The organism is Ruegeria sp. I3 (assembly GCF_056532525.1).
Genome location: NZ_JBQFNI010000002.1, coordinates 130,352 through 155,746 on the forward strand (window position 1 = coordinate 130,352; position 25,395 = coordinate 155,746).

The window sequence follows — 25,395 nt, forward strand, 5'->3', positions numbered from 1 at the left end:
GACATGAGCAAGATATGCCGGATAAGAAACCTGTAGACATCCGTAGAAGTGCGAGACTGTCTGTCGCGCCGATGATGGATTGGACCGACAAGAATTGCCGGTTTCTGCATCGTTTGCTGAGTTCTGAGACCTTGCTTTATACTGAAATGGTCACAGCGCCTGCTTTGGTGCGCGGCGGCGCGCTGCATCTGCTGGACTTTAATCCTCAGGAGCACCCGGTTGCGTTGCAGCTAGGGGGTTCTGACCCGCAGGAATTGGCGCAGGCGGCCATGCTGGGCGCTGAAGCCGGATATGACGAGATCAACTTGAACTGTGGGTGTCCGTCTGACCGGGTGCAATCAGGGACATTTGGTGCGATATTGATGCGCGCACCCGAAAAGGTCGCGGAATGCGTTGCGGCGATGCGCGAGGCAGTGAAGGTCGAAGTCACGGTGAAATGCCGTATCGGTGTTGACGAACAGGAACCTTCAGAAGTGCTACCTGCTTTCCTCGACCAAATTCGCGAGGCCGGATGCCAACGTGTCACGATCCATGCGCGCAAAGCTTGGTTGCAGGGGTTAAGCCCGAAGGAAAACAGGGATATTCCACCGTTGGACTATGGTCTTGTGCACCGGATGAAGGCTGATTTTTCGGACATGCACATCTCGATCAATGGTGGCATTACGTCGCTTGCTCAGGCGCAACAGCATCTGGAGGCTGGGCTTGATGGTGTCATGATCGGTCGTGCCGCCTATCACCAACCGACAGATATTCTGGCGGCTGCGGACCCGTTGATCTTTGGAACGGGCAGTGTCGCGGATCCCATTGAAGTGGTGCAAAATATGCTGCCCTATGTCGAGGCGCATCTTGTCGACGGTGGTCGATTGCACCAGATCACGCGGCACATGCTGGGCCTGTTCGCGGGGCGTCCCGGTGCGCGGGGATGGCGGCGGATGCTCTCCGAAGGTGCTGTGCGCGAGAATGCCGGCCCAGAAGTGATCCTGCAGGCTCTGGACTCTGTCGCTGCGCTATCGCAGGTGGAACAGGTAGGCTAAGACGGCTTCGAGCCGCTATGGGGGAATGATGCCCGAGACGATGTTGCTGGCCCAGATGCTGGGCCTTTTGCTTGTGATCGGCGCTTTGGCCGGGGTGTTGGCTGGGCTTTTGGGCGTTGGTGGTGGAATCGTTCTGGTGCCCGCGTTTTTCTATGCGTTTCAGACACTTGGATATGGCGGGCCTCAGCTGATGCAGCTATGCCTAGCAACTTCGCTGGCGACGATCATTGTAACGTCGATCCGATCGGTTCTTAGCCATAACAAGAAAGGCGCGGTGGATTGGGGCATCCTGCGCGGCTGGGGGCCAGGCATAGCGGTGGGTGCGGTGATCGGTGTTCTGGTGGCTTCAGCTCTGAGGACAGAGTTTTTGCAGGCACTGTTCGGCATGCTTGGCATGATTATCGGCATCTATCTTGGATTGGGTAAATCCGAGTGGCGGTTGGGGGATGCAATGCCCAAGGGATTGCGCCGCGCTGTGCTTTCGCCTTCGGTCGGGTTTCTGTCGGTACTGATGGGAATTGGCGGGGGCAGTTTCGGTGTTCCGCTCATGAGCCTTTATAACACTCCGATCCACCGGGCGGTTGCGACCGCAGCGGGCTTTGGCGTGATCATCGCTGTACCGTCGGTGCTGGGTTTTTTATTTCTCAACATCGCTCCGGAGCATCGCCCGCCGCTGACCATTGGCGCGGTCAATCTGGTGGCTTTCGGTATCGTCGTTGCGATGACTATGATCACCGCCCCGTGGGGCGTTAAGCTGGCGCATGCGATGGATCCGAAGCCGCTCAGGCGGGTCTTCGCGGTATTCCTTACCCTGGTTGCTCTGAATATGCTGAGAAAGGCGTTGGGGTGGTAGCGTCGTTTTATGAGCTAGGTTGGGTAAAGTTTCCTTATGATGGAGCGTTGGCGGATTGGGTGGCGCACGCTCTTCCCACTGCGCGTGCGTCCGTCAGCGATCCGGCTCATGCAGCTTGGCACGATTGCGATGGCACGTGGTTCATTGGCGTTGATGCACTGGACAATGATGCGCAGGGCAGGGTCGCGGGTTCGCCTGCACTGGCGGGCGCGGCCATCGAACTGGCACACCAGCAGTTTGGATCGATTGATCTGCACAAAGGGCAGGTGTCGGTAATATATCCGGGCTACCCTCAACCCCGGCGTGGCGAAAGCGAGGCTGCGGCGCGGTATCGTGCGCGGCGAGATGCGGCGCATGTGGACGGGCTCAAGCCAGCTGGCCCTGATCGACGACGGCGGGTGGATGAACCTCATGCCTGGATATTGGGTATCCCACTTACCGAGGCCAGTGTGGACGCAGCACCAATGGTGCTGTGGGAGGGAAGCCACAAAATCCTCGGCGATGCTTTTCGGGCCGCGATGAAGAAGGTGCCGCGGCATGAATTGAGCGAGGCCGATATCACAGATGTCTATCAGGCTGCGCGTCGCGAAGTGTTCGAGACCTGTCCGCGCCTCGAGCTACCGGCGCGCCCGGGCGAAGCCTATCTGTTGCACCGCCACTGTCTGCATGGTGTTGCACCATGGGATCCGAATGCCAGCGCTGGACCGGATGGACGGATGATCGCCTATTTCCGCCCTCAGTTGCCTGGTGGTGTAGCGCAATGGCTCGAATCCCCGTAACCTCCTGCCATTGTTTGGCTTTGGAGAGTTGGTTCGATGATTACGGTTCACACGAATGCAGATGGTGCCCTTATTGAGGTCGAGCTTTCGGGCGAGGTCACTAGCGCAGATTACGCGAGCACGCTTGTTCCCGCTATTGAGGCCGCATTGGAAGAGCACGACGCCATACGTCTGCTGGCGATCGTTGGGTCCGAGTTCAAGGGATATGATCTGGGTGCCGCATGGTCCGATACCAAGCTGGGGCTCAGCCATTGGCGCGGATTCGACCGGATTGGCGTTGTGGCGGACCAGGGATGGGTGCAAACAAGCGTCCGCCTGGCTGCCCCGATCCTGCCTTGCCCGGTGCACGTTTTTGGAATGGATGAGGTGGAGGAAGCGCGTCGCTGGATGCGCGAATCTCTCGGGGCGATCCACGTGACGGATCTGGGCGGACCTTGCGTGCAGATCCGCCTGATGGGCAAACTGGATTCACAGGAATACGGTCAGGCTCAATCCGATCTTGATGCGCTGTTGCGCGAACGTGACGGGTTTCGCCTGTTGATCGATCTGCGCGAGTTCGATGGTTGGCAGGGTCTGACTGCAATGGCAGCCCATTTCAGACTGGCGGCTGGTCATATTGGGATGCTGGATCGTGCAGCGATTGTCGGTGACAAGACATGGTAAAAAAATGGCGCAACGCATGGCCAGTCATGTTCTGGGAACGCGGACCCAGTATTTCCCGGCGGAGGAATACGAGAATGCAATAACCTGGCTTGCGACTGGCTAAATGCTCTAAAAATGTTTCAGAAACAATGCCTTGTAATCATAGGTATTGTTCTTTTTTGCGTTGACGTTACGGAATGCAACTTTAAGTTAGCGCTATTATTGACTGGTTGGTCAAATAACTTAAAAAGTCCTTACCTGTCCCGGATTTAGAGGGAGAGGCAACAAGCTGTTTCGCGTCGCTGTGGGCCACCACTCACTCAAACACAGCTTCCGGACTCTTCCCCCTCGGTGTTCGGAACGGTCCCGCAGTGGCGCGTCGTTTATTACATATTGGAAGAGCAATGATTTTTCGCTCAGCACTAAAGCGCATTCTTTCGAAGGACATTCCGGAACAGGCTGAAAGCCACGAGTTGGAAGCTGAGTTGCGCCCGCGACCTGCCAAGACGACAACCCAGAACGAGCTGGTTAAACTGTTCGGTTCTGAATTGCGGGATCACGAATCTCTGAGTGATCTTAAGCCTACGCGGAGACCAAAATACTAGGCTTGCGGATCAGGACCCATGCAGCCGGGCGGCACGGCCACCACGGCGCTTTGCCAGACGGGGTTTGCGTTCCGGCAGATCCTGCATGATTTCGGCCCGTTCGGTGCTGTCCATCTTTGACCAGCGCGTGATCTCGTCAATGGTGCGGTAGCAGCCGGTGCAGATACGTTCGGTCGGATGAACGACGCAGATTTGGATGCAAGGGCTTTCGACCTCGTCCCGTTTCCAAACCATATTCGTCATGGGCGTTTTCCGATCCGTCAAAGAAAGCGCAGTCTATCCAGTGCGCCTTGCAGAATATAACCTGCTGCGACGTGATCAATAACCTGTCCGCGACGTTTTCGTGTCGTATCCGCCTCAAGCAGTGCCTTTTCTGCCGCAACGGTGCTTAGTCGTTCGTCCCAGAAACCGATGGGCAGATCGGTCAAACGGGTCATGTTTCGTGCGAAGGCGCGGGTTGACTGGCAGCGCGGCCCTTCGCTGCCATCCATGTTGCGCGGCAGTCCGAGGATGATTCCGCCGATCTCACGTTCGGTCACAATCTCAATCAAACGCGCGGAATCCAGTGTGAATTTCTTGCGTCGCACCGTCTCAAGCGGGGTGGCCACGCCGCGCATCCGGTCCGAGACGGAAACGCCGATGGTCTTTTCTCCCAGATCCAGCCCCATCAGGGCTGACATTGGGGGCAGGGATGCTGCGAAGTCTTCGAACGCGTCGTGGATCATTGAGCGATTCCGGCCTGCAGCGCGGCAGCGTCGATCATCTCCAACGCTTCGGCGTTACCCGCAAATACTTCCTTGGCTTCGTTCCTGATTTTGATGGCGCGTTGGCCTTCGCCCAGCACGCCCAAGGCGGCAATCAGGCGTGCCCACTCCTCGGGTGTCCCGCCCTCGGTCGCAAGGCGGTCCGAAAGGCCATCGACCATACCGCGGATCATTTCTTGTCGTTCTTCTGGCGACATCTCGGCAGCGGCATTTACATCGTCTTGGCTGGGGCCGGATGCAGCAGAAAAGTCGGGTGTGTTGAACACGCCTGCGCGGAATGCCAATTCATCGATCTGTGACCGGATGGCATTCGCCCATGGCGCGCCGGCCGGGGCGTCATTCAGGGTTTCGACCCAAACGCGATAAGCCATATCAGGCCGCCCGGTCTGTGCCAGCATCTGCCCCCAATAATACCGGGCAGGACCCAAGCGCTGATTGCGCTCAAGCGCCTGTCGCAAGGCGGCTTCCGCTTCTGGTGAGACGTAGCCGCCAGCGGCCAAAATCATCATCTCTGCCTGATCCGAATAGGCCTGAGCCGAGGCATTGTCACCCGACAGTTCGATCACACGGGTTTGTGCCTCATACCCTGCTTTGAAGTTCCCCGCGTTGGTTTCATGCTGTGCCAGCAGGGTATGGCCTTGCAGATCATCGGGGCGTTCGGCCACAGTTTCGCGCAGCCGGTTCAGCAAAGTTGCATAGCTTTCGTCCAGCGGAGGCGTCTGGAGCGGTGTGGCAATGCCCTCGGCCTCAGCCTGGCTGGGTCGATTTTCGCGCAGGTCTTCTGCCATTTCCAGACGAACTGAAAGGGGCATGTCAGGGAAACCGGCGGCACCCAACTGACGATACATCGCCAACCCGCCACCAACCAGAACGGCGGCCATGGCGAGGAACGCTATTATGGTAACCAAGCGTGATGGCCCGGCGCCTTTGTCTTCATTGCGCATCTGCGCGTCTGCGGCCAGGATACGGCGCGAGATTTCCGTGCGTACACGCTCGGCATCAGCTTTCGCGATCACGCCGCGCGCCAAGTCTTTGTCGACGCCTGCTAGCTGTTCACGATAGACTCGCAGATCATAAGCAGCTGTCGGGCCGGTGCCGCGACGACCGCGCAGCATCGTGTAACCCAGGAAAATCGCGATCAGCAGCGCGATCAAAAAGATGAGAACCCAGAACGTCATGGTCCCTCCAAAATGGTTGCCCTGACTTAGACCTGTCGGCGCATGGAAAAAAGGGACAAATAGCCGCGAAGGGCGCTCATGTCGCAATAGTGCATTATTGCGGCGTTGCGCGGCAGGGTTAAAATGCATGGGCACGGCATACCTGCGCCCAATCATCGAAGACCGGACGGATTCGCACATGAAACACTACTCAGCCTTTGCTGTAGCGCGCGAAGCGCTGCGCTATCACACCGGATGGGAGCGCGCATGGCGTTCGCCGGAGCCTAAGAAGCGCTATGACGTCATTATCGTCGGGGCCGGCGGTCACGGCCTGGCAACAGCTTACTATCTTGGCAAGAACTACGGCATCCAGAACGTTGCCGTAATAGAAAAAGGCTGGTTGGGCGGTGGCAACACCGGTCGGAACACGACCATCATCCGATCGAACTATCTGCAGGATCCGTCAGCGGCGATTTACGAAAAGGCGCGCGGTCTCTACGAAGATCTGAGCCAGGAGCTGAACTATAACATCATGTTCAGCCCGCGTGGCGTAATCATGCTGGCGCAGACCCAGCACGAGATTCGCGGCTATCAGCGTACTGCGCATGCGAATGCGCTGCAGGGTGTTCAGACCGAATGGATTGGGCCCGAGCGTGTGAAAGAACTGGTGCCGATCATTAATCTGGAAGGTCCGCGCTATCCGGTTCTGGGCGGGCTTTGGCAGGAACGTGGTGGGACCGCGCGCCATGATGCGGTGGCATGGGGCTATGCCCGCGCGTGCTCGGCCATGGGTATGGACATTATCCAGAGATGCGAAGTTACCGGCGTCCGGTCTGAAAACGGTCGTGTTGTCGGGGTCGATACCACAAAAGGGGCCATCGATTGTGACAAGCTGGGCATCGTGGTTGCGGGGCATTCCGGCCAGTTGGCTGAGATGGCGGGCTTCCGTCTGCCGCTTGAGGCCGTCGCGCTGCAGGCGCTGGTGTCCGAGCCGATCAAACCCTGCATGGATGTCGTTGTGATGGCGAACACCGTACACGGCTATATGTCTCAGTCCGACAAGGGCGAGATGGTGATTGGTGGTGGCACGGACGGGTTCAACAACTATACCCAGCGCGGCAGCTTCCATCATATCGAGGAAACGGTACGCGCATTGGTCGAAACTTTCCCGATGATCTCGCGCCTGAAAATGCTGCGCCAGTGGGGCGGTATTGTGGATATGACCGGCGACCGTTCACCCATCCTGTCGAAAACACCGCTTAGTGGCTGCTTTATCAACGCAGGCTGGGGCACCGGCGGCTTCAAGGCCATTCCGGGATCGGGCTGGGGCATGGCACAGCTGATGGCCACGGGGCATTCACCACTGACCGAAGCCTTCTCGCTGGATCGTTTCAAAGAAGGCCGCTTCATCGACGAAAGCGTCGCGGCCGGGGTGGCGCACTGATGAAGATTTTTCGTCGAAAAATCTCGCACGCCCGTCACGCAGAATCTGCAGGCAGATACGTCTCGCCTGCTGCCAAGAGGATGATCACATGCTGATCTTGAAATGCCCCTATTGCGGCGTCGAAGCCGAAGAAACTGAACTGGCTGCAGGTGGCGAGGCGCATTTGAAGCGTTATGGCCCGGGCTCGTCAGATGATGAGTTCCACGACTACCTGTTCATGCGCGAAAACCCCAAAGGCGTTCATTTCGAACGCTGGCGCCATGCCAATGGGTGCGGCAAGTGGTTCCACGCCGCGCGCTGTACGAACACGCTTGAGGTCTTTGGCACCTATCCGGCGCAGACAACCGAGCCGCCCCAAGAGATCAAGGACGCCATCACCGCCAAGCGTCCCGGCTGGACGTGGAGAGAGTACAAATGATCTGTACAGCCATCCAAAATACCGCCTGCGAAAGGTCCGCATCATGAGCACCCGTCTCGCAAAACATGGCCGTTTGATTGATCGGTCGAAAAAGGTCAACTTCACCTTCAACGGCACCTCGATGCAGGGCTACGAGGGCGATACGCTCGCGTCTGCCTTGCTGGCCAATGATCAGATGATGATGGGCCGGTCGTTCAAGTATCACCGCCCGCGCGGCGTGGTCGCCAGTGGCGCGGAAGAGCCAAACGCTCTGGTCGGTCTGGGTGAGGGCAACCGGTTCGAGCCGAACCAGCGCGCCACCACGACAGAGCTGTTCAATGGTCTGACATCCGCATCACAGAACCACTGGCCGAACCTCGAGTTCGACATCGGCGCGATCAATACGCATCTGTCGCGGTTTCTGCCAGCCGGATTCTATTACAAGATGTTCATCCATCCGAAACCGTTCTGGAAACATGTTTACGAGCCGTTTATTCGCCAGTCGGCGGGTTTGGGCAAAGCGCCCGACAAGGACAACCGTGACGCGGACACATACGAGCATTTTTACGCCTTCACTGATGTCTTGGTGATTGGTGGTGGTATCGCGGGTTTGCAGGCCGCCAAGGTGGCAGCCCAAACCGGTGCCAAGGTGATGCTGATCGAGCAGACTGCGCACTGGGGTGGTCGTGCTCCGGTTGATGGCGGAACCATCAATGGTGAGCCTGTGGATAAGTTCGTGGAACAATTGGTTTCCGAAATCGAAACAATGGACAACGTCACCATGCGCAATCGCTGCATGGGTGCGGGGGTCTATGACCATGGTTATGTACTGGGTTATGAGCGTCTGACAGACCACAAACCGGGTGTTCAGGGGCCGCGTCACCGCCTGTGGCGCATTCGTGCGAAGCAGGTCGTGACCGCGACTGGTGCGATTGAGCGTCCGCTGTCATTCGCAGGCAATGATGTGCCTGGCGTCATGCTGGCCTCTGCCATGCGCGACTATGTGGTCAACTGGGGCGTGACGCCGGGCGAGCGTGTGATTGTCGCCACCAACAATGATGACGCCTACCGGACTGCAATTACCTTGAAGCAGGCCGGTGTCGATGTCCTGCGCGTGGTTGATGCGCGCGACACCGCCGGACCTCTGGCCGAAGAGGCGCGTCAGCTGGGTATCCGCGTCGATCCGGGCAAGGCGATCGCAAAGGTCAAAGGCGGCAAGCGGGTCAAGAAAGTTGCGATCTGCAATCAAGAGGGGATCGGAGGCGCCCGGGAAGAGGTCGAATGCGATGCGATTGCCATGTCAGGTGGCTGGTCTCCGGTCGTGCATATGTGGTCGCATTGCGGCGGTAAGCTGATCTGGGACGAGGCGAACGCGCATTTCCGCCCCGATCCTTCGCGTCCTCCGCTGGGGGCCGACGGTGCAGGTTTTGTTCTAGCGGCAGGGGCTTCGAACGGCCCGCTGGCGCTAGGGGATGTCCTGAAGGATGCAGATACTGCCGGCAAAGCGGCAGCGAAGGCGGCCGGGTTCGCCGCGAAGCGCACCAAAGCGCCAGTTGGTGAGACTACGGCCGAGGCCCCAATGGCCGCTGTCTGGCTGATGCCTTCTAATGCCGAGATTGATCTGCGCATGAAATCGTGGCTGGACTTCCAGAACGACGTCAAGGTCTCGGACGTGCAACTGGCTGCGCGCGAGGGCTATGAAAGTGTCGAGCACACCAAGCGTTACACCACGCTGGGCATGGCAACGGATCAGGGTAAGTTGAGTAATATCAACGGTCTGGCAATCCTTGCTGATGCGCTGGATTCAGAGATCCCGAAGGTCGGTACCACCACCTTCCGCCCGCCATATACTCCAATCTCGATGGCTTCGATTGGTGGTGAAGCGCGTGGTGAGGTGTTCCAGCCGATCCGTCAAACGCCGATGCATAACTGGCACGATAAGAACGGGGCCGATTGGGAGCCGGTCGGCCATTGGCGTCGAACCTATGCCTATGTGCGACCCGGAGAATCCGTGCATGATGCGGTGAATCGCGAGGTTAAAAACACCCGCGAAAACCTCGGGCTGTTGGACGCTTCGACGCTCGGCAAGCTGATCGTCAAAGGCCCCGACGCAGGCAAGTTCCTGGACATGATGTACACCAACATGATGTCCACGCTGAAGGTCGGCAAATGCCGCTATGGCCTGATGTGTTCCGAGAATGGCTTCCTGATCGACGACGGCGTTGTTGCCCGCATCGATGAGGACACGTGGCTGTGCCACACCACCACCGGCGGGGCCGAGCGTATCCATGGCCACATGGAAGAATGGCTGCAGACCGAGTGGTGGGACTGGAAAGTCTACGTCGCGAACGTCACCGAGCAATATGCGCAGGTCGCCGTGGTAGGTCCGAACGCCCGCAAGGTACTTGAGAAGCTAGGCGGCATGGATCTGTCGAAAGAGGCGCTGCCCTTCATGGAATGGCGCGATGGCAAGATCGGCGCGTTTGACGCGCGGGCCTACCGTATTTCGTTCTCGGGTGAGCTGTCCTATGAGATCGCGGTCCCTGCAAGCCAAGGTCAGGCGTTCTGGGACGCTCTGATTGACGCAGGGCAGGAGTTCGGGGTGATGCCTTACGGCACTGAATGTCTGCACATCCTGCGAGCCGAGAAGGGCTTTATCATGATCGGCGATGAGACCGACGGCACCGTGATCCCGCAGGATCTGGGGCTGCACTGGGCGCTGTCCAAAAAGAAAGAGGATTACCTCGGAAAACGCGCCCATTCGCGGACCTATATGGCCGATCCTGAGCGCTGGAAACTGGTTGGTCTTGAGACTGTGGATGGATCGGTTCTGCCGGACGGTGCCTATGCGGTGGGCGAGGGCGTGAATGCGAACGGTCAGCGCAACATGATCGGGCGCGTAACTTCGACCTACTACTCGGCCAATCTGGGCAAAGGCATCGCCATGGGCCTGATCAAACACGGCCCCGACCGGATGGGCGAAGTGGTCGAGTTCCCGGGCACTGACGGCAAAACCTACAAGGCCAAGATCGTGGACCCGATCTTCTATGACAAGGACGGGGAGAAGCAGAATGTCTGAACCCATCAGCGCACTGAACCACGCCTCATATGATGGCATCGCCAAGATCGAGGAATGCGGCCTACAGGGCATGATCACACTGCGCGGTGATCTGTCGGATAAGGTACTGGCTAAGGCTGTCAAAGACGCCACCGGGCAGAAAGTGCCCGGTCAGCGTGAAGCGTTTGTGAATGGCGACACCGGTGTTTGCTGGATGTCCACCGACGAATTGCTGGTGCTTGTGCCTTATGCCGAGGTCGAGGCCAAACTGGCCGCGATGACCAACGCGCTAAGTGGTACGCACGCGCTGGCGGTCAACGTCTCCGACGCGCGGGCCGTATTCCGCGTTTCGGGCGCGAACGCACGCGAGGTATTGGGCAAGCTGGCTCCGGTTGAGCTGTCGGCCGAGGCATTCCAACCCGGCCAGATCCGCCGTTCGCGTTTGGCGCAGGTGGCAGGTGCCTTCTGGATGGACGACGCTGAGACTTTCCGCATCGTCTGCTTCCGCTCTGCGGCGGACTATGCGTTCAAATTGCTGAAGGTTGCGGCGCAGCCCGGCAGCGAGGTCGGGGTTTATTAAGCCCTGATCGCCTGATGATATGTGGGTGAGGGGGCTTTGCCCCCTCGGCCTGCGGCCTCACTCCCAAGGTATTTCTGTCGAGATGAAGGCCGGATCTCTGGTTCGGGTGTCAGGGGTTCGCGCTGAACAGGAATGTCGGGAATTGAGTGAGTGCACGCTTGCCCGTGAGGGCTGACTTGCCGGTTTCGCCTGCGTGTGGGTCGTGGCAATGGCTATAGAAAGCCAGGTCTTCTGATAGTTTTTTCATGGCCGCGCTGCGGTTGTCTGCGCTCAGATAAGGTGCGTGCGTTGAGAGAAACAGCGCAGGGTTATCTTTTTCTAACCAAGGCAGCATAGAAGGCAGGACCGAAAATTCAGCGCCTTCGATATCCATTTTGACCAAAGAGACATCAGTCAGGTCGACGGATTCAGAAAATTGATCCCAACCGATGGTAAGTGCGTCGGTGCCATGGCTTCCTTCGTGGAGCAATGATGACGTTGAATCGCCTGCCTCTCCGTGCGCTGAAGCCATTCGTGTCACTCCAAACCCATCTGACAAGGCGATGCTGAAGGCTGATACGTTTCGGATGTCGTTCAGCTCTAGGTTCCAGACCAAATGGCGGTAAGCCACTGGGTCAGGCTCAAAACACCACACATGGCGAGCGCGGCGCGCGGCATAGAGGACCGTGGGGCCGATCCATGCACCGATATCAAGATAGTCCTTTTCGGGCGACAGATAGTGGTCCAGCACCGAAAATGTCTCAGGTTCCCACTCCCCGGCTGATACCTTGCGCCAGAATTTCGAGTGATAGGGGTCCAGGCGAAAGGGTTCACCGTTCAAGTTGCCCGCATAGTATCCGCGGGCGCGATAGAACATTTTGCGCGCCTGTGTCAGCATCGCGGACCTCCGGGTTTTTGTGTTGCGGCCCTTGACCTGCGGCGGCTGTCAAAGCATTTAACCTTTGGAACCGCAACATTCATTTTCAACAGGGGGCCGAGATGGCTTTTGAACTTCCTGATCTTCCTTATGCACATGACGCGCTGGCAGCCAAGGGTATGTCCGCGGAAACGCTGGAATATCACCATGACCTGCACCACAAGGCCTATGTCGACAACGGCAACAAGCTGATCGCCGGCACCGAGTGGGACGGCAAGTCACTGGAAGAGATCATCGTTGGCACATACGACGCAAATGCCGTCGCGCAGAACGGTATCTTCAACAACATCAGCCAGCTGTGGAACCACAACCAGTTCTGGGAGATGATGGGCCCCGGTGGCAACGCGATGCCCGGTGAGCTGGAGAAGGCTCTGACCGAAAGCTTCGGTTCGGTTGACGAATTCAAGTCGCAGTTCAGCGCTGCCGGTGCCGGTCAGTTCGGTTCCGGCTGGGCGTGGCTGGTCAAGAATGCCGACGGTTCGTTGGCAGTGACGAAAACTGAAAACGGCGTGAACCCGCTGTGCTTCGGTCAAACCGCACTGCTTGGCTGTGATGTGTGGGAGCACTCGTATTACATCGATTTCCGCAACAAGCGTCCGGCGTATCTGTCGAACTTCCTCGACAATCTTGTAAATTGGGAAAACGTCGCCTCGCGGATGTGATTTCCACTTGGTAGAACTTAATGAATGGCCCGCTGGCAGTGATGCTGGCGGGCTTTTTGTTATGAATTGATGGGTGGCCGGTAAAAACCTGCCGGTACGTCAACTTTCATTATTCCACCTATTGTGCACGGCCTTTCAGCACCTACGTAAAGTAGGCGGAGGGAGAGTACCGCCAATCAACCAAAAACCTATCAAAATGCGAGCGAAACACCAACGCCGCATCGTTAAACAGGTGTGTCTAAGGGACAGGCGAAGGCCAACCTAAGCGATACAGGAGATCACGAATGGCTGCACTTGAACAGGGAACATGGGTTATCATCGCCGATGGGGAAAAAGCGCTGGTGATGGAGAATATCACGGACGCACAGGACCCCAACTTGGTCGTCGTGTCGGTCGAAGAACAGGACGCAGCACCGACCAAGCCAAGTGACAGGGCAGGGCGGCGACCCGATACGGGACCGAACCAGAAATCTGCAGTTGAAGAGGAGACATGGAAGTCCCACGCAAAATCTCTGTTCGTTCAGGATGTGGCGAACCTTCTGAATCGCAAGGGGCTGAAAGGGGCCTATAAACGATTGGTGTTGGTTGCCAGTCCGCATGTTCTGGGCCTGTTGCGCCGTCGGCTGCACAGTGAAGTGCTGGCAAAGGTTGTGGCCGAAGTCGACAAAACACTCACAAACCACCCGTTGCACAAGGTCGAACGGATACTGAAGACTCGGTTGGCGAAACCTGCCTAAACGAATACTGAGACTCGGGCGGTTTGCGCCGCCCGATTGCCAGTTTTTCTTAGTTCAGTAATTTGCGAAGCGCGGACATGGTCGCATCCGGTGTGTCGACCCAGGTGATGAATTCTGCCAGAGAACCATCTGCAAACCCCTGACCGATCAGTTGATTCAGCAGCGTGTGCAGCGTGTCCCAGTACCCGTCAACATTCATCACCAGAATGGGTTTGTTATGAAGCCCCAGTTGCCGCCATGTCAGTGCTTCGAAAAGTTCGTCCAATGATCCGGGGCCGCCGGGCAGGACAACTACGGCATCCGCGTTCATGATCATCACTTTTTTACGCTCGTGCATCGTCTCGGTCACGATGAACCGGGTAAGGTCGGTCTTGCCGACCTCGCGCTGAAGCAAGTGCACCGGGATCACCCCAAATGTATCGCCGCCGGACGATTGCGCTGCACGCGCGACCTCGCCCATAAGACCCACATCTCCGGCCCCGTAAACCAGCCGCCAGCCTTCGTTGGCCAACAAGGTTCCAAAGCTGTGGGCAGCGGCGGAGTAGGCAGGATTCACACCATTGCGTGACCCGCAATACACACAGACGGATTTCTGGGACATAGGTAGGGCTTTCTGCTCTTGTGTTAGGGGTTTTGACCCCTGATAGCGGGATTGATAGGTTGGCTCAACCGCTCCATGAAATGCGCGCCAAACTGGGCATTTCCCGGGCGGAGTGAAAGGAAAAGAATGAACGCCAAATCGGGAAGCGGAGGTTCTGGTACCTTCATATGGGGGCTGGTTGCCGGGATCGTTGTGGTGCTCGTTGCGGGCGGGTTGTACCTGTCCGGTCTGTTCGGCGAGCCGGAACAGCAGGCTGAGCAGGAAGCAACCGAAACATCCGAGCCGATTGCGGAGGTCGCCGAGCCGGAAACCCAGCCAGCGGAGGCGCAGCCCGAAAGCCAGGCGGCGGAAGCCGGCGAATCTGTTGCTGAAGACACACCGCCCGAGATTTCCGATCAAACTCCGGATAGCGAAGAAGCGGATGTTCCGGTTGTGGCCGCGCCGGTTCTGGATCAGATATTCGTTGAGTCCGATGGAAACGCGGTACTGTCCGGCAATGCCGAACCGGGGTCCGAGGTCAGTGTTCTGCTGGACGGTGAGACTGTTCACAGCTTCACCGTCGATGACAGCGGCCAGTTCGCCGAGTTTGTATCGATCCCGTTTGCAGACGACGCTCGCGGGCTTGTTCTTGAGACCCGAAAAGGCGAAGACACCAGCCGTTCAGATGATTATCTGATCGCGGCGCTGCCCGAACCGGCCCCACCGGCCGTGTCGGAGCCCGCTGCCGATGAGCCGGTCGAAGAGGTTGCCGAGGCACAGACGACGGATACGGAAACAACCGATCAGCAAGCAGCCAACCAAGCTGAAACCGAAGAGAATGAACCAGAAGTTGCAGGTGCCGCAACGCCACCTGTGAATGAGACCGCGCCTGCGACTGAAACTCAGCCGGAATCAGGCGACGCGCCTGACCAGCAGGTTGCGATCCTGCGCTCGGGCGAAGAAGGGGTTGAACTTTTGCAAGCACCCACTGTTCAGGATACGCCGCCAGAGCAGATTGCCCTGGACACGATTGGCTATTCGGACGCGGGTGATGTGGAATTGACCGGGCGGGCGCAGGATGGATCGGCCGTACGCTTGTATCTGGACAACCAGCTTGTGGCCGACATTGCACCAGCGACTGACGGGCAATGGCGCGGCGAGGTCGAGGGCATTGACCCCGGAGTGTACACTCTGAGGGTGGATGAAGTTGCCCCTGATGGCACTGTGGTCAGCAGGCTTGAGACACCGTTCAAACGCGAACCTGTTGAGGTCCTGCGCGCGACCGAAGCCACGGAACCGGGTGAGAATTCAACCGACGTTCCGGCCATCCGCTCGGTCACGGTTCAAAAGGGTGATACGCTTTGGGCGATCTCGCGCGACCGGTTTGGTGACGGTGTGCTGTATGTCAAACTATTCGAGGCTAACAAAGATTCGATCCGTGATCCTGACCTGATCTATCCAGGGCAGATTTTCACCATTCCTGAATAAACATGACCACTGGCCCAACCCGGGCCAGGGCTTTTCTCTGACCGCAGTTAAGGTACGTGATGAGACAACCATCCGCGATCAAAACCGACACGGACGAGCATCGTTCGGGCTGGCGAACCATCCGCAAGGTTTCGCCCTATCTTTGGCCCGAGGACGAGCCATGGGTGAAACGGCGTGTCATTTTGGCGATGGCGATGCTGGTGCTGGCCAAGCTGATCGCTGTGTATACTCCCATCCTGTACAAAGGTGCCGTGGATGGTTTGGCGGGCGAAGGTGTACCGCCGCTTGCGTTGGGTGCGATCGGATTGACCGTTGCCTATGGTGTGGCCCGCATGATGACTGTTGGCTTCCAGCAATTGCGGGATGCGTTCTTTGCACCGGTTGGGCAACGCGCGCTGCGAGCGCTGGCGCTTGAGACGTTCCAGCACATTCACCAGCTCTCGATGCGCTATCACGTGACCCGGCGCACGGGTGGTCTCAGCCGGATTATCGAGCGGGGCGTGAAAGGCGTAGAGTTTCTGTTGCGGTTTCTGCTGTTTTCAATCGGGCCGCTGATTCTGGAATTGCTTCTGGTGTCGATCATCCTGCTATGGTTATTCGACGTCTGGTATCTGGTCGTCGTTGCGGTGACGATTGCGCTTTACATATGGTTCACCTTTGCGGTGACCGAGTGGCGCGTGAAGCTGCGGCGCGAGATGAACGATCAGGATACCGAGGCCAACCAGCGCGCCATCGACAGCCTGCTGAACTTCGAAACAGTCAAGTATTTCAATGCCGAAACCCGCGAAGCCGAACGGTATGATGTTTCGATGAAAGGTTACGCGAAGGCCGCGCTGAAGACGGCCTATTCGCTGGCATTCCTGAATTTTGGTCAGTCGTTCCTGATCACATGTGGCCTGATTGGCGTGATGGTTCTGGCTGCAATGGGCGTGCAGAAGGGGGCGCTGACCGTCGGCGATTTCGTGATGGTTAATGCTTACATGATCCAGATAACCGTACCGCTGAATTTTCTTGGCACGGTGTACCGCGAAATTCGTCAATCACTGGTGGATATGGGGCAGATGTTTGATCTGTTGGAACAGCCAGCAGAAGTGATGGACAAACCCTGCGCCCCGAACCTGAAGGTAAATGGTGGGGAGGTCACGCTTGAAGATGTCCGCTTTGGATACGAGCCTGATCGCGAAATCCTCAAGGGCGTTTCCTTGGCCGTACCAGCCGGTCAGACCGTTGCGATTGTCGGCGCCACCGGGTCTGGGAAATCCACAATCGGGCGGCTCCTGTTTCGGTTCTACGATGTCACCGGCGGGTCGCTGAAAATCGACGGGCAGGATGTGCGCGATGTTAGCCAGTCAAGCCTGCATGCCTCGATCGGTGTCGTTCCGCAGGATACGGTCCTGTTCAATGACACGATTCGATACAATATCGCTTATGGGCGCGAAGGCGCGACCCAGCAGGATGTAGAGACCGCCGCCAAATCCGCGCAGATTCATGATTTCATCGTCAGCCTGCCAGAAGGATACGATACCAAGGTCGGCGAACGCGGCCTGAAACTATCAGGCGGTGAAAAGCAACGCGTCGGCATCGCCCGAACCTTGCTAAAAAACCCGCCGATCCTGTTGTTGGACGAAGCGACGTCAGCCTTGGATACGGATACCGAGCAGGACATCAAAGATGCTTTGGCCCGAGCGGGTGAGGGGCGGACGGTGATCACCATCGCACACCGCCTTAGCACCATTGCCGAGGCCGATCGGATCGTCGTTCTGGAACGTGGTGAGATCATCGAGCAGGGAACGCATGATGAGCTGCTCAGCCGCGAAGGGCGATATGCCCAGCTATGGAACCGTCAACAGGCCGACAGCGAAGCGGCCTAGGCCTGACAGCCTTGATTGCCTATGATTGTGCGGATCGGTTCGAAAAGAAAATCGACTGCTGTGGTACGGTTTCCATTTGACGCGGACCCGCCGCCGCGACACTTTGCAGACCGAAATACAGACAAGGAAAAACTTCATGAAAATGCGAGCAGCAGCAGCGTTGACTGCAACACTGTTGATGGCGACTTCGGCGGCAGCCGAGGATCTGGAATTCTTGATTATCAATGAAACCAGCTATGATCTGGTCGAGTTCAACGTGTCTCCGGCCTCATCCGGCAGCTGGGAAGGCAACCTGCTTGAGGGTGGTTATCTGGGCGCGGATTACGAAGTAGACGTCCTTATTGCGGACGGGCTGACCACCTGTGTCTATGACATCCGTGGTATTTTCAGCGACGGAGAATCGATTGAAGACTATGGTCTGAACCTGTGTGATCTGGGCGAATACGCGTTCGTCGAGTAACGCGTCTGCCAGAATTGAAAAGGCGAGCCCGAAGGCTCGCCTTTTTTTATTCCGCCGCCTTCAGCGGTGTTGTCGGGGGATGATCGGGGCGGTCGTCCTGAGCGCTCTGATCAGGGGCAGCTTTGTCCTGTTCATCGGTCCAGATCATTTCGGCTGCTTGCACATCTCGCGCGCTTTGGCCGATTGCCATGTCCTGCGCGATTTGGCTGGATCGACCCGCCGTGGCGCGTGCCAGCGCCTTACCCAGCCATACCGCGTAGGTTGTGACCCACACTCGCAGCGCCAGGAATGAAGGCGTGACGATCAGTGTCAACACCGTGGCGGTACCCAAGCCAAAGACCACCGCCGTGGCCAGCTGTTTCCACCACAGTGCCGTGGGGCTGTCGATCGAATACCCTCCGCCGATGAAATCCAGCGACAGGCCGAACATCATCGGGGTCAGACCCGCCATTGTTGTCAGCGTAGTCAGCAGAACCGGACGGATGCGCGCCTCAGCCGTGCGGACAATTGCATCAATGCGAGACATGTAGCCGCTATATTCCTGATAGGTGTCGATCAGAACAATGTTGTTGTTCACCACGATACCGGCCAACGCCACGATCCCGGTCCCGGTCATGATGATCGAGAACGGTTGTTGCATTACCATCATGCCCAGCAACACGCCGGTCGTAGACAGAACCACGGCCAGCAGCACCAGCACCGAGTTGTAGAACGAGTTGAACTGCGCCAGCAGGATCACGAACATCAGACCCAGTGCTGCCAGGAATGCGCTGGACAGGAACGCCTGGCTTTCAGCCTGATCCTCCTGATCGCCGGTCCATTCCCAAGTGATGGTGCGACCAAAAGGATCGGTTTCCAGCCACTCGGTCAGCACGGCAATCCGTTCGTTCGGATTTATCAGGGCAAACCGAGCGTCACCACTTTCGATGGCGGACCGCACTTCACCCACATTCTCGGCACCCGTTAGTTGAACGAGTTCGAACTCTGCTCCGTCCGCGCTGGTAATCGTGGTGCCAGTTGGTGTGGCACCTTCGCCAATCGCGCGCACGGTTGCCAAACGCAGCTCTGCACCGTCAGGACCGGTGGTCACGATCTTGCTCAGCCCAGGCTCGACATCCGCTTTAACGTCATAGTAGCGCTGTTGATCCGCGCGATTGATCTCGGCGAGCTTCGCCACGGGTTTGCGGGTGACGAAGTTCGACAGGGGGACCAACCCGTCCGGTGTGCGAACTTTCAGCGTATCCAGCGTTGACAGGACGCGATCCTGATCAGGTAGGCGGACGCGGATTTCTACCTCTTCATCGGTTGAATCCGGCCGCATTTCACCCAGCAAGATGCCACGCGTCACAAGCTGTACCATCGCGCCAACGGTTGCGACGTCCGCGCCGAATCGACCCGCCTTGGCCACGTCCACGTCGATCTGCCAGTCGATGCCGGGCAGGGGCAGGGTGTCCTCGATCTTGATCAAGCCGGGTGTGGTGTCAAAGGCTTCTCGTGCTGTGACGGTCGCGGCCGTCAGATCCTCCCAGCTATCGCCTTTGATGCGCAGATGAACGGGCTTGGCGGAAGCGGGACCTTGTTCCAGCGCCTGAAGATCAACGATAAAGCCAGGAAGGGTTGCCAGCTCTGCGGTTAGTTCGTCCAGAACAAAATTACCGTCATATTCCGCCGCGACTTCTTCCTTTGCAAAGCCAAGTAGACCTGCAATCGGTCCCCAGAACCAACCGGTAATCTGTTCAGAGCTGATTGGGCGATCTTCCCAAGGAATGAGCTCGAACTGGACGCGACCAATTGTGTCGGCAGGGGCTTCTGCACCGCCATTGTTCTGATTGAGCCCACCTTCGCCCGCAAAGGCAAATACGTTGATCACCGCCGGGTGTTCGCTGATTACGCGCTCGGCCTCAAGAACCATTTCGTCCTTTTCAGCCAGAGACAGGTTGCCGCGCGCCCGGACATAGGCCGTGGCCTGTTCTGGTTCGCTTTCCACGAAGAATTCAACGCCGCGAGAGTTTTGCGGGAATATGATGAATGCGACCCAAAACACCGCCGCAAAGACGACTGCGATGGACACCACCGGCATGACCGGATTGCCGACCAGGAACTTGATCACATAACCGAAGGGCGTGTGCTCTTTAGCGGTATGAACATGTTCATCCGGGGCGCGTTCGATCTTGGCAGCACTCAGCGTGACCGACCCAGCAAAGGCGCCGAACAGAAACAGTAGCACGCCAGAAAGTGAACCGCCGGGCAGCAGATAGTTGGGGTTCAAGACCTGCATTGCGCCGAGGAAGATCATATACAGTGAAGGCGGTACCAGAAGCACTCGCAGCCACCAAGGCGTGTGGGCCCGCAGCCAGTTCGAGCTGCGCTCGAAACTGCGGCTCATACGGCCCGAGACACCGCCCACGACCGGCAGGTAGATCAGTGCCACGATCAGCGAGGCCGACAGAACGAAGATCAGCGTGATGGGCAGCATCTTCATGAACTCGCCGGGAATACCGGGCCAGAACAACATCGGAAGAAATGCACACAGTGTAGTGGCCGTCGACGAAACAATCGGCCAGAACATCCGTTGCGCCGCCTCGACATAGGCGTGCATCGGACCAACGCCTTCTTTAATGCGCTTGTCGGCATATTCCACAACAACGATGGCGCCATCGACCAGCATGCCTACGGCAAGGATCAGGCCAAACATCACCATATTCGAGATGGTGACCCCGATCATCGCGAGGAAGGCGAAGCACAACAGAAACGAGGTTGGAATGGCAAAACCCACCAACAACGCGGCGCGTGTTCCCAACGAAGCCAGCACCACGATCATCACCAGCGCGACAGCGGTCAGAACCGATCCTTCAAGCTGGCGCACCATTGAATCGACGATGCGGCTTTGGTCGTTTGAGGTGCCCACATCAACAGCGGCCTGCAGTTCGGCTGGCCACTTGATTTGTTCTTCGGCGACAGTGGCTTTGATCAGCGCAACGGTGTCGATCAAATTGAAGCCCTTGCGCTTGACGACCTGCAGCGCGACGGTGGGTTCGCCGTTGAACCGGGCCGTGCCCGCGCGGTCTTCAAACGTATAGTTGATTTCGGCCAGTTCGCCTAAGGTGACCACGCGGTCTCCGTTGACCTTTACGGGCAGGCCATAGACGTCCTGAGCAGTCTTAAATGACGACGGGATCTTGACCGAGAACGTGCCCTGTTCGGTCTCGACCTCACCTGCAGCGATCAGTTGGTTGTTGTTTTGCACAACGTTGATCAGTTCGGCGGCCGTGACGTTGTAGGCTTCGAGCCGCAGCGGATCGATCACGACCTCAAGCATTTCATCGCGGTTTCCGGCAATGCCAGCTTCCAGCACTGCGTCCAACGCCTCAAGTTCGTCCTGCAGATCTTTGGCAACGCGTGCCATCGTACGCTCTGGTACCGGGCCGGTCAGGTTAACAATGACGATGGGAAACTCGGAGAAGTTGACCTCGGTAATCGTGTATTGCTCAGCCCCATCAGGGAAATCAGCTTGCGCGGTGTTCATGGCATCGCGAACATCCGCGATGGTGGCGGATTTGTCCCAACCGAACTCGAACTCCAGCAGAATACCTGCATAGCCCTCGGCGGCGGTGGCTGTCATCGTGTCCAACCCGTCGAGATCGGCCATCTCGGTTTCCATCGGCCTGATCAGCAGGCTTTCGCTGTCCTCGGCTGAAATCCCTGGAAACTGCACCGACACAAAGAGCATCGGGATATCGATGTCGGGTTCACCCTCTTTTGGGAGCCCGACATAAGCATACCCGCCGATGACCAGCGAAATCGCGATGAAAGCCAGCACCATTCTGGCACGGCTTGCGGCCCAACTGACGATACCCGTCATTGCGATGCTTCCTTGTATGTCGGCGCGACCGTCACACCACGTGTGACGAATTCCTGCCCGATCACGATGATATCAGCAGTTTCCGGCAGGCCACCAACCCATACACCATCAGCGGTGTCACGCAGAAGGCGGATCGGAACAAAATCAACGACATTGTCGGCTACCACGGTGCGAACACCAAGCTCACCTTCATTGTTCAAGGTCAGTGCGGATTGGGGCAGCAGATGCGCCTTGACCCCTTCGGCCGCGATCTGAATGTTGGCGGTTTGGCCGTCACGGATCAGCAGTTCCGGGTTTGGCACTGTGATCTCGACCTCGAATGTCCGCGTGGTTTCATCAGCCGAACGGCTGAGGAAGGTCACGCGCCCCTCGACCTGCAGCCCCGTAACCAACTGCGCAGTTGCCATCGATCCGACAATGATCCGATTCACTTCGGATTCAGGCACAAAGCCCACCAGCTTGATCGGATCGAGCTGGATGACGGTTGCGCAGAGCGAGCCGGGCTGCATCAGGCTGCCCAATTCCGCAGTATCACTTTCAAGCAGACCCTTGAACGGTGCGCTGATGGTCAGGCGATCAATCTCGCGCTGGGCGGCTGCTACTGCTGCGGTGGCGGCTTCAATCCCGGCTTGCGTAGCTTCCAGACCGGCCTCGGCGGATTTGATTCCGGCCTCGGCAGTGCTCATTTCGGCTTCGCTTGAGATACGGCGCGTTTCTGATCCAAACCCGGTTTCCGACAGCTTGCGGGCTGCTTTCAGATTGATTTCGGCTTCAGCCAAACGGGCGTGAGCTTCTTCCAGGCGCGCTTCGGCCTCGGGAACGCGGCTTTCGGCCTCAAGCTTGGCTGCCATGGCTTCGGCCAGGCTCGCGGGCCGGGTTCCGGGGTCAAGCTCGCACAGCAGATCTCCTGCTTCGACAAATGCTCCTTTGCGCTTGGGCTCGGACAGGACTGTCGAAATGGTTTCGGCAAGGACTTCGACCTGGCGGTTTGCCTTGGTCTGACCCCGTAATTGAACGGCGCTGCCGATCTCGCGTGCGGTTGAGCGCAGCACAACAACGCCGATCGAGTCCGGTGATTGCACCGATTCCGAGGCCTCGGTCGCGGTCTCGGATGGCTCGTCTCCGCGTCCTGCAAAAGCAAACAGCGCGTCGCGCTCGAAAACAAGAAAATACAACGCAACAATAACCAAAATGGCGTTAACGAATGAAATCAATCGCATGCGGTAGAATCTCCAGATCTGTTCGCGCGGTCGGCTTTAGCCGCTATCCCTTAAAATGGGGCTGTGGCCATGTCTTTTCCATACTGAACTGAATAGTTCGGTTTAGTTTTTTACGCAAGGGTCACCCACATGGTGGCAAATGTATGAATTCGGGCACTTGGCTTGGCCTGATCGCCGGGGTATGACATGGCGCTAGAAAACCGGACACTTAAGCCTGGGGGCAGGGATGAGCGACGCCGACAGTTTTATTGAAGAGGTCACCGAAGAGGTGCGCCGCGATCGCATGTACCTTCTTTTGCGCCGTTGGGGCTGGGTTGGTGTGCTGGCTGTCGTGGCCATTGTCGGGGGCGCTGCGTTCAACGAATACCGAAAAGCACGTGATACCAACCAGGCCGAGGCTCTGGGTGATGCGATTCTGTCGGCGCTGGCTGAAAACGGATCTGCCGAGCGGGCACAAAGCCTGCAGGCGATCGATGCTGCATCTGTCGGCGGTGACGCGGTTTTGAACATGTTGCTGTCCGCCTCTCAGGCCGAGGCCGGATCGGCGCAAGATGCGGTGAACAGTCTGAACGCGATCGCCACGCAGGGGGATTTGCCCGAAATCTATCGCGCGATTGCAAGTTTCAAGGCATTGCTACTGCAAACTGACACGATGCCAGTGGCGGATCGTCGTCAACAGTTCGAAGCGCTGGCCATACCTGGTGCTCCTTTGCGTCTGCTCGCCGAAGAACAATTGGCCCTGATCGATGTGGCCGAGGGCAATACACAAGCCGCTTTGGACCGTTTGCAGGCGTTGCGCCAGGACGCCGAGGCCAGCGTCGATCTGCAACAGCGCGCGGCTCAACTGATCGTCGCGCTTGGGGGCGAACCCGAGCCCGTGGCGAACCAGCAGGGTTAACCGGCAGCGAAACGGAACATCACAGGCGAGTTTGTAGATTATGCTATCACGTTATTTCTCAGGCTTCGGATTGCCGGTTGCGGCAGCCGCGCTCACCGTTCTCAGCGCCTGTCAGGAACCCGAAGTCATTCTGCCGGGTGAGCGTGAGGATATTCGTGCCTCCATCGACAACGAAACCGTTGAAACCCGTGGCGCCAAACCGATCAGTATTCCGGCTCAAAGCCGCAACGCCAACTGGTCGCAAAGCGCGGGTACACCCGCCTTCCGCACTACCAACGCAGCGCTGAGTGCCACACCGCAGCGTATTTGGTCTGCTAACATTGGGTCCGGCGATAGCCGAAAACAGCGGATCACCGCAGACCCTGTTGTTGCTGGTGGCCTGATATATACGCTCGATTCCGGGGCAAATGTCTCGGCTGTTACGCCCCAAGGGCAGGTCGCCTGGAGTACAAACCTTATCCCGCCGAATGAAAAGGACGGGGATGCCACAGGCGGAGGGCTCGCCTATGCCGACGGTGTGCTTTATGTCTCGTCGGGTTTCGGTAGGTTGACCGCGCTCGATGCGAAATCCGGGGCGCAAAGGTGGCAGAAACGTCTGAATGCAACTGGCAGCGGTGCTCCTTTGGTTAGCGGCGGCATACTCTATCTGGTGGCCGGGGACGAAACCGGTTGGGCGGTGAATACCAAGGATGGGCGGATCATCTGGCAAATCGAAGGCACGCCGAGCGTCGGCAACGTTCTGGGTGCACCTGCTCCCGTGATTGCCTCGGACCTGTCAGTCTTTGCCTTTGGATCGGGTGATGTCGCGGCAACATTCCGCCGGGGCGGTATTTTACGCTGGAACGCGTCCGTTGCAGGCGGGCGTCGGGGTCGAGCGGCAGCTCAGATCGTGGATGTGACCGCCGGGCCCATGGTGTCGGGTAGTTCGGTCATAATCGGCAACCATTCGGGGCGCACGGTCTCGTTCGACGGGAATTCGGGTGAGCGGAACTGGACCGCACCGGAAGGCGCCGTTGATACAGTCTGGCCGGCGGGGAACAGTGTTTTTCTGATCAGTGATCGCAGTCAATTGGTACGGTTGGATGCCGCCGATGGCTCGACTGTCTGGGCAATCGATCTGCCGGGCTTCGTCAAGAACAAGCCGGGCCGCCGGGGTCCGATCTTTGCCCATTACGGCCCGATCATGGCCGGTGGACGCCTTGTCGTGGCTTCGAACGACGGCTATCTGCGCTTCTTCAATCCCGTCGACGGAGCGCTGGTGCATCAGGTCGAAGTGCCGGGTGGCGCGACCACGGCACCGGTTGTGGCGGGTCAGACGCTGTATGTTGTGTCGACCAAGGGCGAACTGCACGCTTTCCGTTGACGACAAGATGCGTTAAAGGGCGCAT

At 58.0% G+C, this 25,395-nt stretch carries 23 protein-coding genes; 16 read left to right on the forward strand and 7 right to left on the reverse strand.

Annotation, left to right across the window (positions count from 1 at the left end; all coding sequences use genetic code 11):
- Positions 1-14 precede the first annotated feature (14 nt).
- The 5 genes from dusA (at position 15) to ACR0L9_RS05005 (ending at position 3,913) form a co-directional block, all read left to right on the forward strand.
- Positions 15-1,034, forward strand: a complete 1,020-nt coding sequence (gene dusA, locus ACR0L9_RS04985; protein WP_170403303.1) for a tRNA dihydrouridine(20/20a) synthase DusA — start codon at positions 15-17, stop codon at positions 1,032-1,034.
- A gap of 28 nt (positions 1,035-1,062) precedes the next feature.
- Positions 1,063-1,887, forward strand: coding sequence for a sulfite exporter TauE/SafE family protein (locus ACR0L9_RS04990; RefSeq protein WP_480895060.1), 825 nt, complete (start codon positions 1,063-1,065; stop codon positions 1,885-1,887).
- Positions 1,881-2,666 (forward strand): hypothetical protein, encoded by a 786-nt coding sequence (locus ACR0L9_RS04995; RefSeq protein ID WP_480895062.1) that lies wholly within the window; start codon positions 1,881-1,883, stop codon positions 2,664-2,666. The genes ACR0L9_RS04990 and ACR0L9_RS04995 overlap by 7 nt, the downstream gene beginning before the upstream one ends.
- Positions 2,667-2,702: 36 nt before the next feature.
- The gene (locus ACR0L9_RS05000) at positions 2,703-3,329 is read left to right on the forward strand and encodes a SpoIIAA family protein (protein WP_480895064.1); all 627 of its coding nucleotides are present in this window, start codon (positions 2,703-2,705) and stop codon (positions 3,327-3,329) included.
- Positions 3,330-3,712: 383 nt separating this feature from the next.
- The gene (locus ACR0L9_RS05005; protein ID WP_480895066.1) at positions 3,713-3,913 is read left to right on the forward strand and encodes a hypothetical protein; all 201 of its coding nucleotides are present in this window, start codon (positions 3,713-3,715) and stop codon (positions 3,911-3,913) included.
- Positions 3,914-3,922: 9 nt separating this feature from the next.
- Here the strand turns inward: ACR0L9_RS05005 and ACR0L9_RS05010 are convergent, their stop codons facing one another.
- Genes ACR0L9_RS05010 through ccmI form a run of 3 tightly spaced genes read right to left on the reverse strand, consistent with a single transcriptional unit; the run spans position 3,923 to position 5,855 of the window.
- Positions 3,923-4,156, reverse strand: a complete 234-nt coding sequence (locus tag ACR0L9_RS05010) for a DUF1289 domain-containing protein (protein WP_170663723.1) — start codon at positions 4,154-4,156, stop codon at positions 3,923-3,925.
- Positions 4,157-4,173: 17 nt separating this feature from the next.
- Positions 4,174-4,638 carry a Holliday junction resolvase RuvX gene (gene ruvX, locus ACR0L9_RS05015; protein WP_170403288.1) on the reverse strand — a complete coding sequence of 155 codons (465 nt, stop codon included), beginning with the start codon at positions 4,636-4,638 and terminating at the stop codon, positions 4,174-4,176.
- Complete coding sequence (ccmI, locus tag ACR0L9_RS05020) at positions 4,635-5,855, reverse strand: c-type cytochrome biogenesis protein CcmI (protein ID WP_480895068.1); 1,221 nt, start codon at positions 5,853-5,855, stop codon at positions 4,635-4,637. Before ccmI ends, ruvX begins: the two co-directional genes overlap by 4 nt.
- Positions 5,856-6,033: 178 nt before the next feature.
- Between ccmI and ACR0L9_RS05025 the strand changes: the two genes are divergently transcribed.
- The 4 genes from ACR0L9_RS05025 (at position 6,034) to ACR0L9_RS05040 (ending at position 11,313) form a co-directional block, all read left to right on the forward strand.
- Entirely contained in the window at positions 6,034-7,278 is a 1,245-nt protein-coding gene (locus tag ACR0L9_RS05025) for a sarcosine oxidase subunit beta family protein (protein ID WP_480895070.1), read from the forward strand.
- 88 nt (positions 7,279-7,366) lie between these two features.
- Positions 7,367-7,696 carry a sarcosine oxidase subunit delta gene (locus ACR0L9_RS05030; RefSeq protein WP_170396347.1) on the forward strand — a complete coding sequence of 110 codons (330 nt, stop codon included), beginning with the start codon at positions 7,367-7,369 and terminating at the stop codon, positions 7,694-7,696.
- Between the two features lie 43 nt (positions 7,697-7,739).
- The gene (locus tag ACR0L9_RS05035; protein WP_480895072.1) at positions 7,740-10,754 is read left to right on the forward strand and encodes a sarcosine oxidase subunit alpha family protein; all 3,015 of its coding nucleotides are present in this window, start codon (positions 7,740-7,742) and stop codon (positions 10,752-10,754) included.
- Positions 10,747-11,313: a sarcosine oxidase subunit gamma family protein gene (locus ACR0L9_RS05040; protein WP_170422292.1), complete on the forward strand. Its 567-nt coding sequence runs from the start codon at positions 10,747-10,749 to the stop codon at positions 11,311-11,313. Before ACR0L9_RS05035 ends, ACR0L9_RS05040 begins: the two co-directional genes overlap by 8 nt.
- A 109-nt stretch (positions 11,314-11,422) precedes the next feature.
- On the opposite strand, the gene ACR0L9_RS05045 is transcribed toward ACR0L9_RS05040, so the two are convergent.
- Positions 11,423-12,190, reverse strand: a complete 768-nt coding sequence (locus ACR0L9_RS05045) for an FkbM family methyltransferase (protein ID WP_480895074.1) — start codon at positions 12,188-12,190, stop codon at positions 11,423-11,425.
- A gap of 101 nt (positions 12,191-12,291) precedes the next feature.
- On the opposite strand from ACR0L9_RS05045, the gene ACR0L9_RS05050 reads away from it, so the two are divergent.
- The gene (locus ACR0L9_RS05050; RefSeq protein ID WP_113789565.1) at positions 12,292-12,891 is read left to right on the forward strand and encodes a superoxide dismutase; all 600 of its coding nucleotides are present in this window, start codon (positions 12,292-12,294) and stop codon (positions 12,889-12,891) included.
- Between the two features lie 284 nt (positions 12,892-13,175).
- Positions 13,176-13,628 carry a baeRF12 domain-containing protein gene (locus tag ACR0L9_RS05055; protein ID WP_170396355.1) on the forward strand — a complete coding sequence of 151 codons (453 nt, stop codon included), beginning with the start codon at positions 13,176-13,178 and terminating at the stop codon, positions 13,626-13,628.
- 49 nt (positions 13,629-13,677) lie between these two features.
- Here ACR0L9_RS05055 and ACR0L9_RS05060 read toward each other — a convergent pair whose 3' ends face one another.
- Positions 13,678-14,229, reverse strand: a complete 552-nt coding sequence (locus ACR0L9_RS05060) for a TIGR00730 family Rossman fold protein (protein WP_170626633.1) — start codon at positions 14,227-14,229, stop codon at positions 13,678-13,680.
- Positions 14,230-14,355: 126 nt separating this feature from the next.
- Between ACR0L9_RS05060 and ACR0L9_RS05065 the strand changes: the two genes are divergently transcribed.
- From ACR0L9_RS05065 to ACR0L9_RS05075, 3 genes are all read left to right on the forward strand, one after another.
- Positions 14,356-15,696, forward strand: coding sequence for a LysM peptidoglycan-binding domain-containing protein (locus ACR0L9_RS05065; RefSeq protein ID WP_480895076.1), 1,341 nt, complete (start codon positions 14,356-14,358; stop codon positions 15,694-15,696).
- A gap of 59 nt (positions 15,697-15,755) precedes the next feature.
- Positions 15,756-17,567, forward strand: a complete 1,812-nt coding sequence (locus ACR0L9_RS05070) for an ABCB family ABC transporter ATP-binding protein/permease (RefSeq protein ID WP_170565844.1) — start codon at positions 15,756-15,758, stop codon at positions 17,565-17,567.
- A gap of 136 nt (positions 17,568-17,703) precedes the next feature.
- The gene (locus tag ACR0L9_RS05075; protein ID WP_170663717.1) at positions 17,704-18,027 is read left to right on the forward strand and encodes a hypothetical protein; all 324 of its coding nucleotides are present in this window, start codon (positions 17,704-17,706) and stop codon (positions 18,025-18,027) included.
- A 46-nt stretch (positions 18,028-18,073) separates the two neighbouring features.
- On the opposite strand, the gene ACR0L9_RS05080 is transcribed toward ACR0L9_RS05075, so the two are convergent.
- Complete coding sequence (locus ACR0L9_RS05080; RefSeq protein ID WP_480895078.1) at positions 18,074-21,889, reverse strand: efflux RND transporter permease subunit; 3,816 nt, start codon at positions 21,887-21,889, stop codon at positions 18,074-18,076.
- Positions 21,886-23,109: an efflux RND transporter periplasmic adaptor subunit gene (locus tag ACR0L9_RS05085; protein WP_480585410.1), complete on the reverse strand. Its 1,224-nt coding sequence runs from the start codon at positions 23,107-23,109 to the stop codon at positions 21,886-21,888. The genes ACR0L9_RS05080 and ACR0L9_RS05085 overlap by 4 nt, the downstream gene beginning before the upstream one ends.
- Before the next feature lie 226 nt (positions 23,110-23,335).
- On the opposite strand from ACR0L9_RS05085, the gene ACR0L9_RS05090 reads away from it, so the two are divergent.
- Together ACR0L9_RS05090 and ACR0L9_RS05095 are read left to right on the forward strand one after the other, a co-directional pair.
- Positions 23,336-24,007, forward strand: a complete 672-nt coding sequence (locus ACR0L9_RS05090) for a hypothetical protein (protein WP_170396370.1) — start codon at positions 23,336-23,338, stop codon at positions 24,005-24,007.
- 40 nt (positions 24,008-24,047) lie between these two features.
- Complete coding sequence (locus tag ACR0L9_RS05095; protein WP_170396372.1) at positions 24,048-25,370, forward strand: outer membrane protein assembly factor BamB family protein; 1,323 nt, start codon at positions 24,048-24,050, stop codon at positions 25,368-25,370.
- The last annotated feature ends 25 nt before the right edge of the window (positions 25,371-25,395 follow it).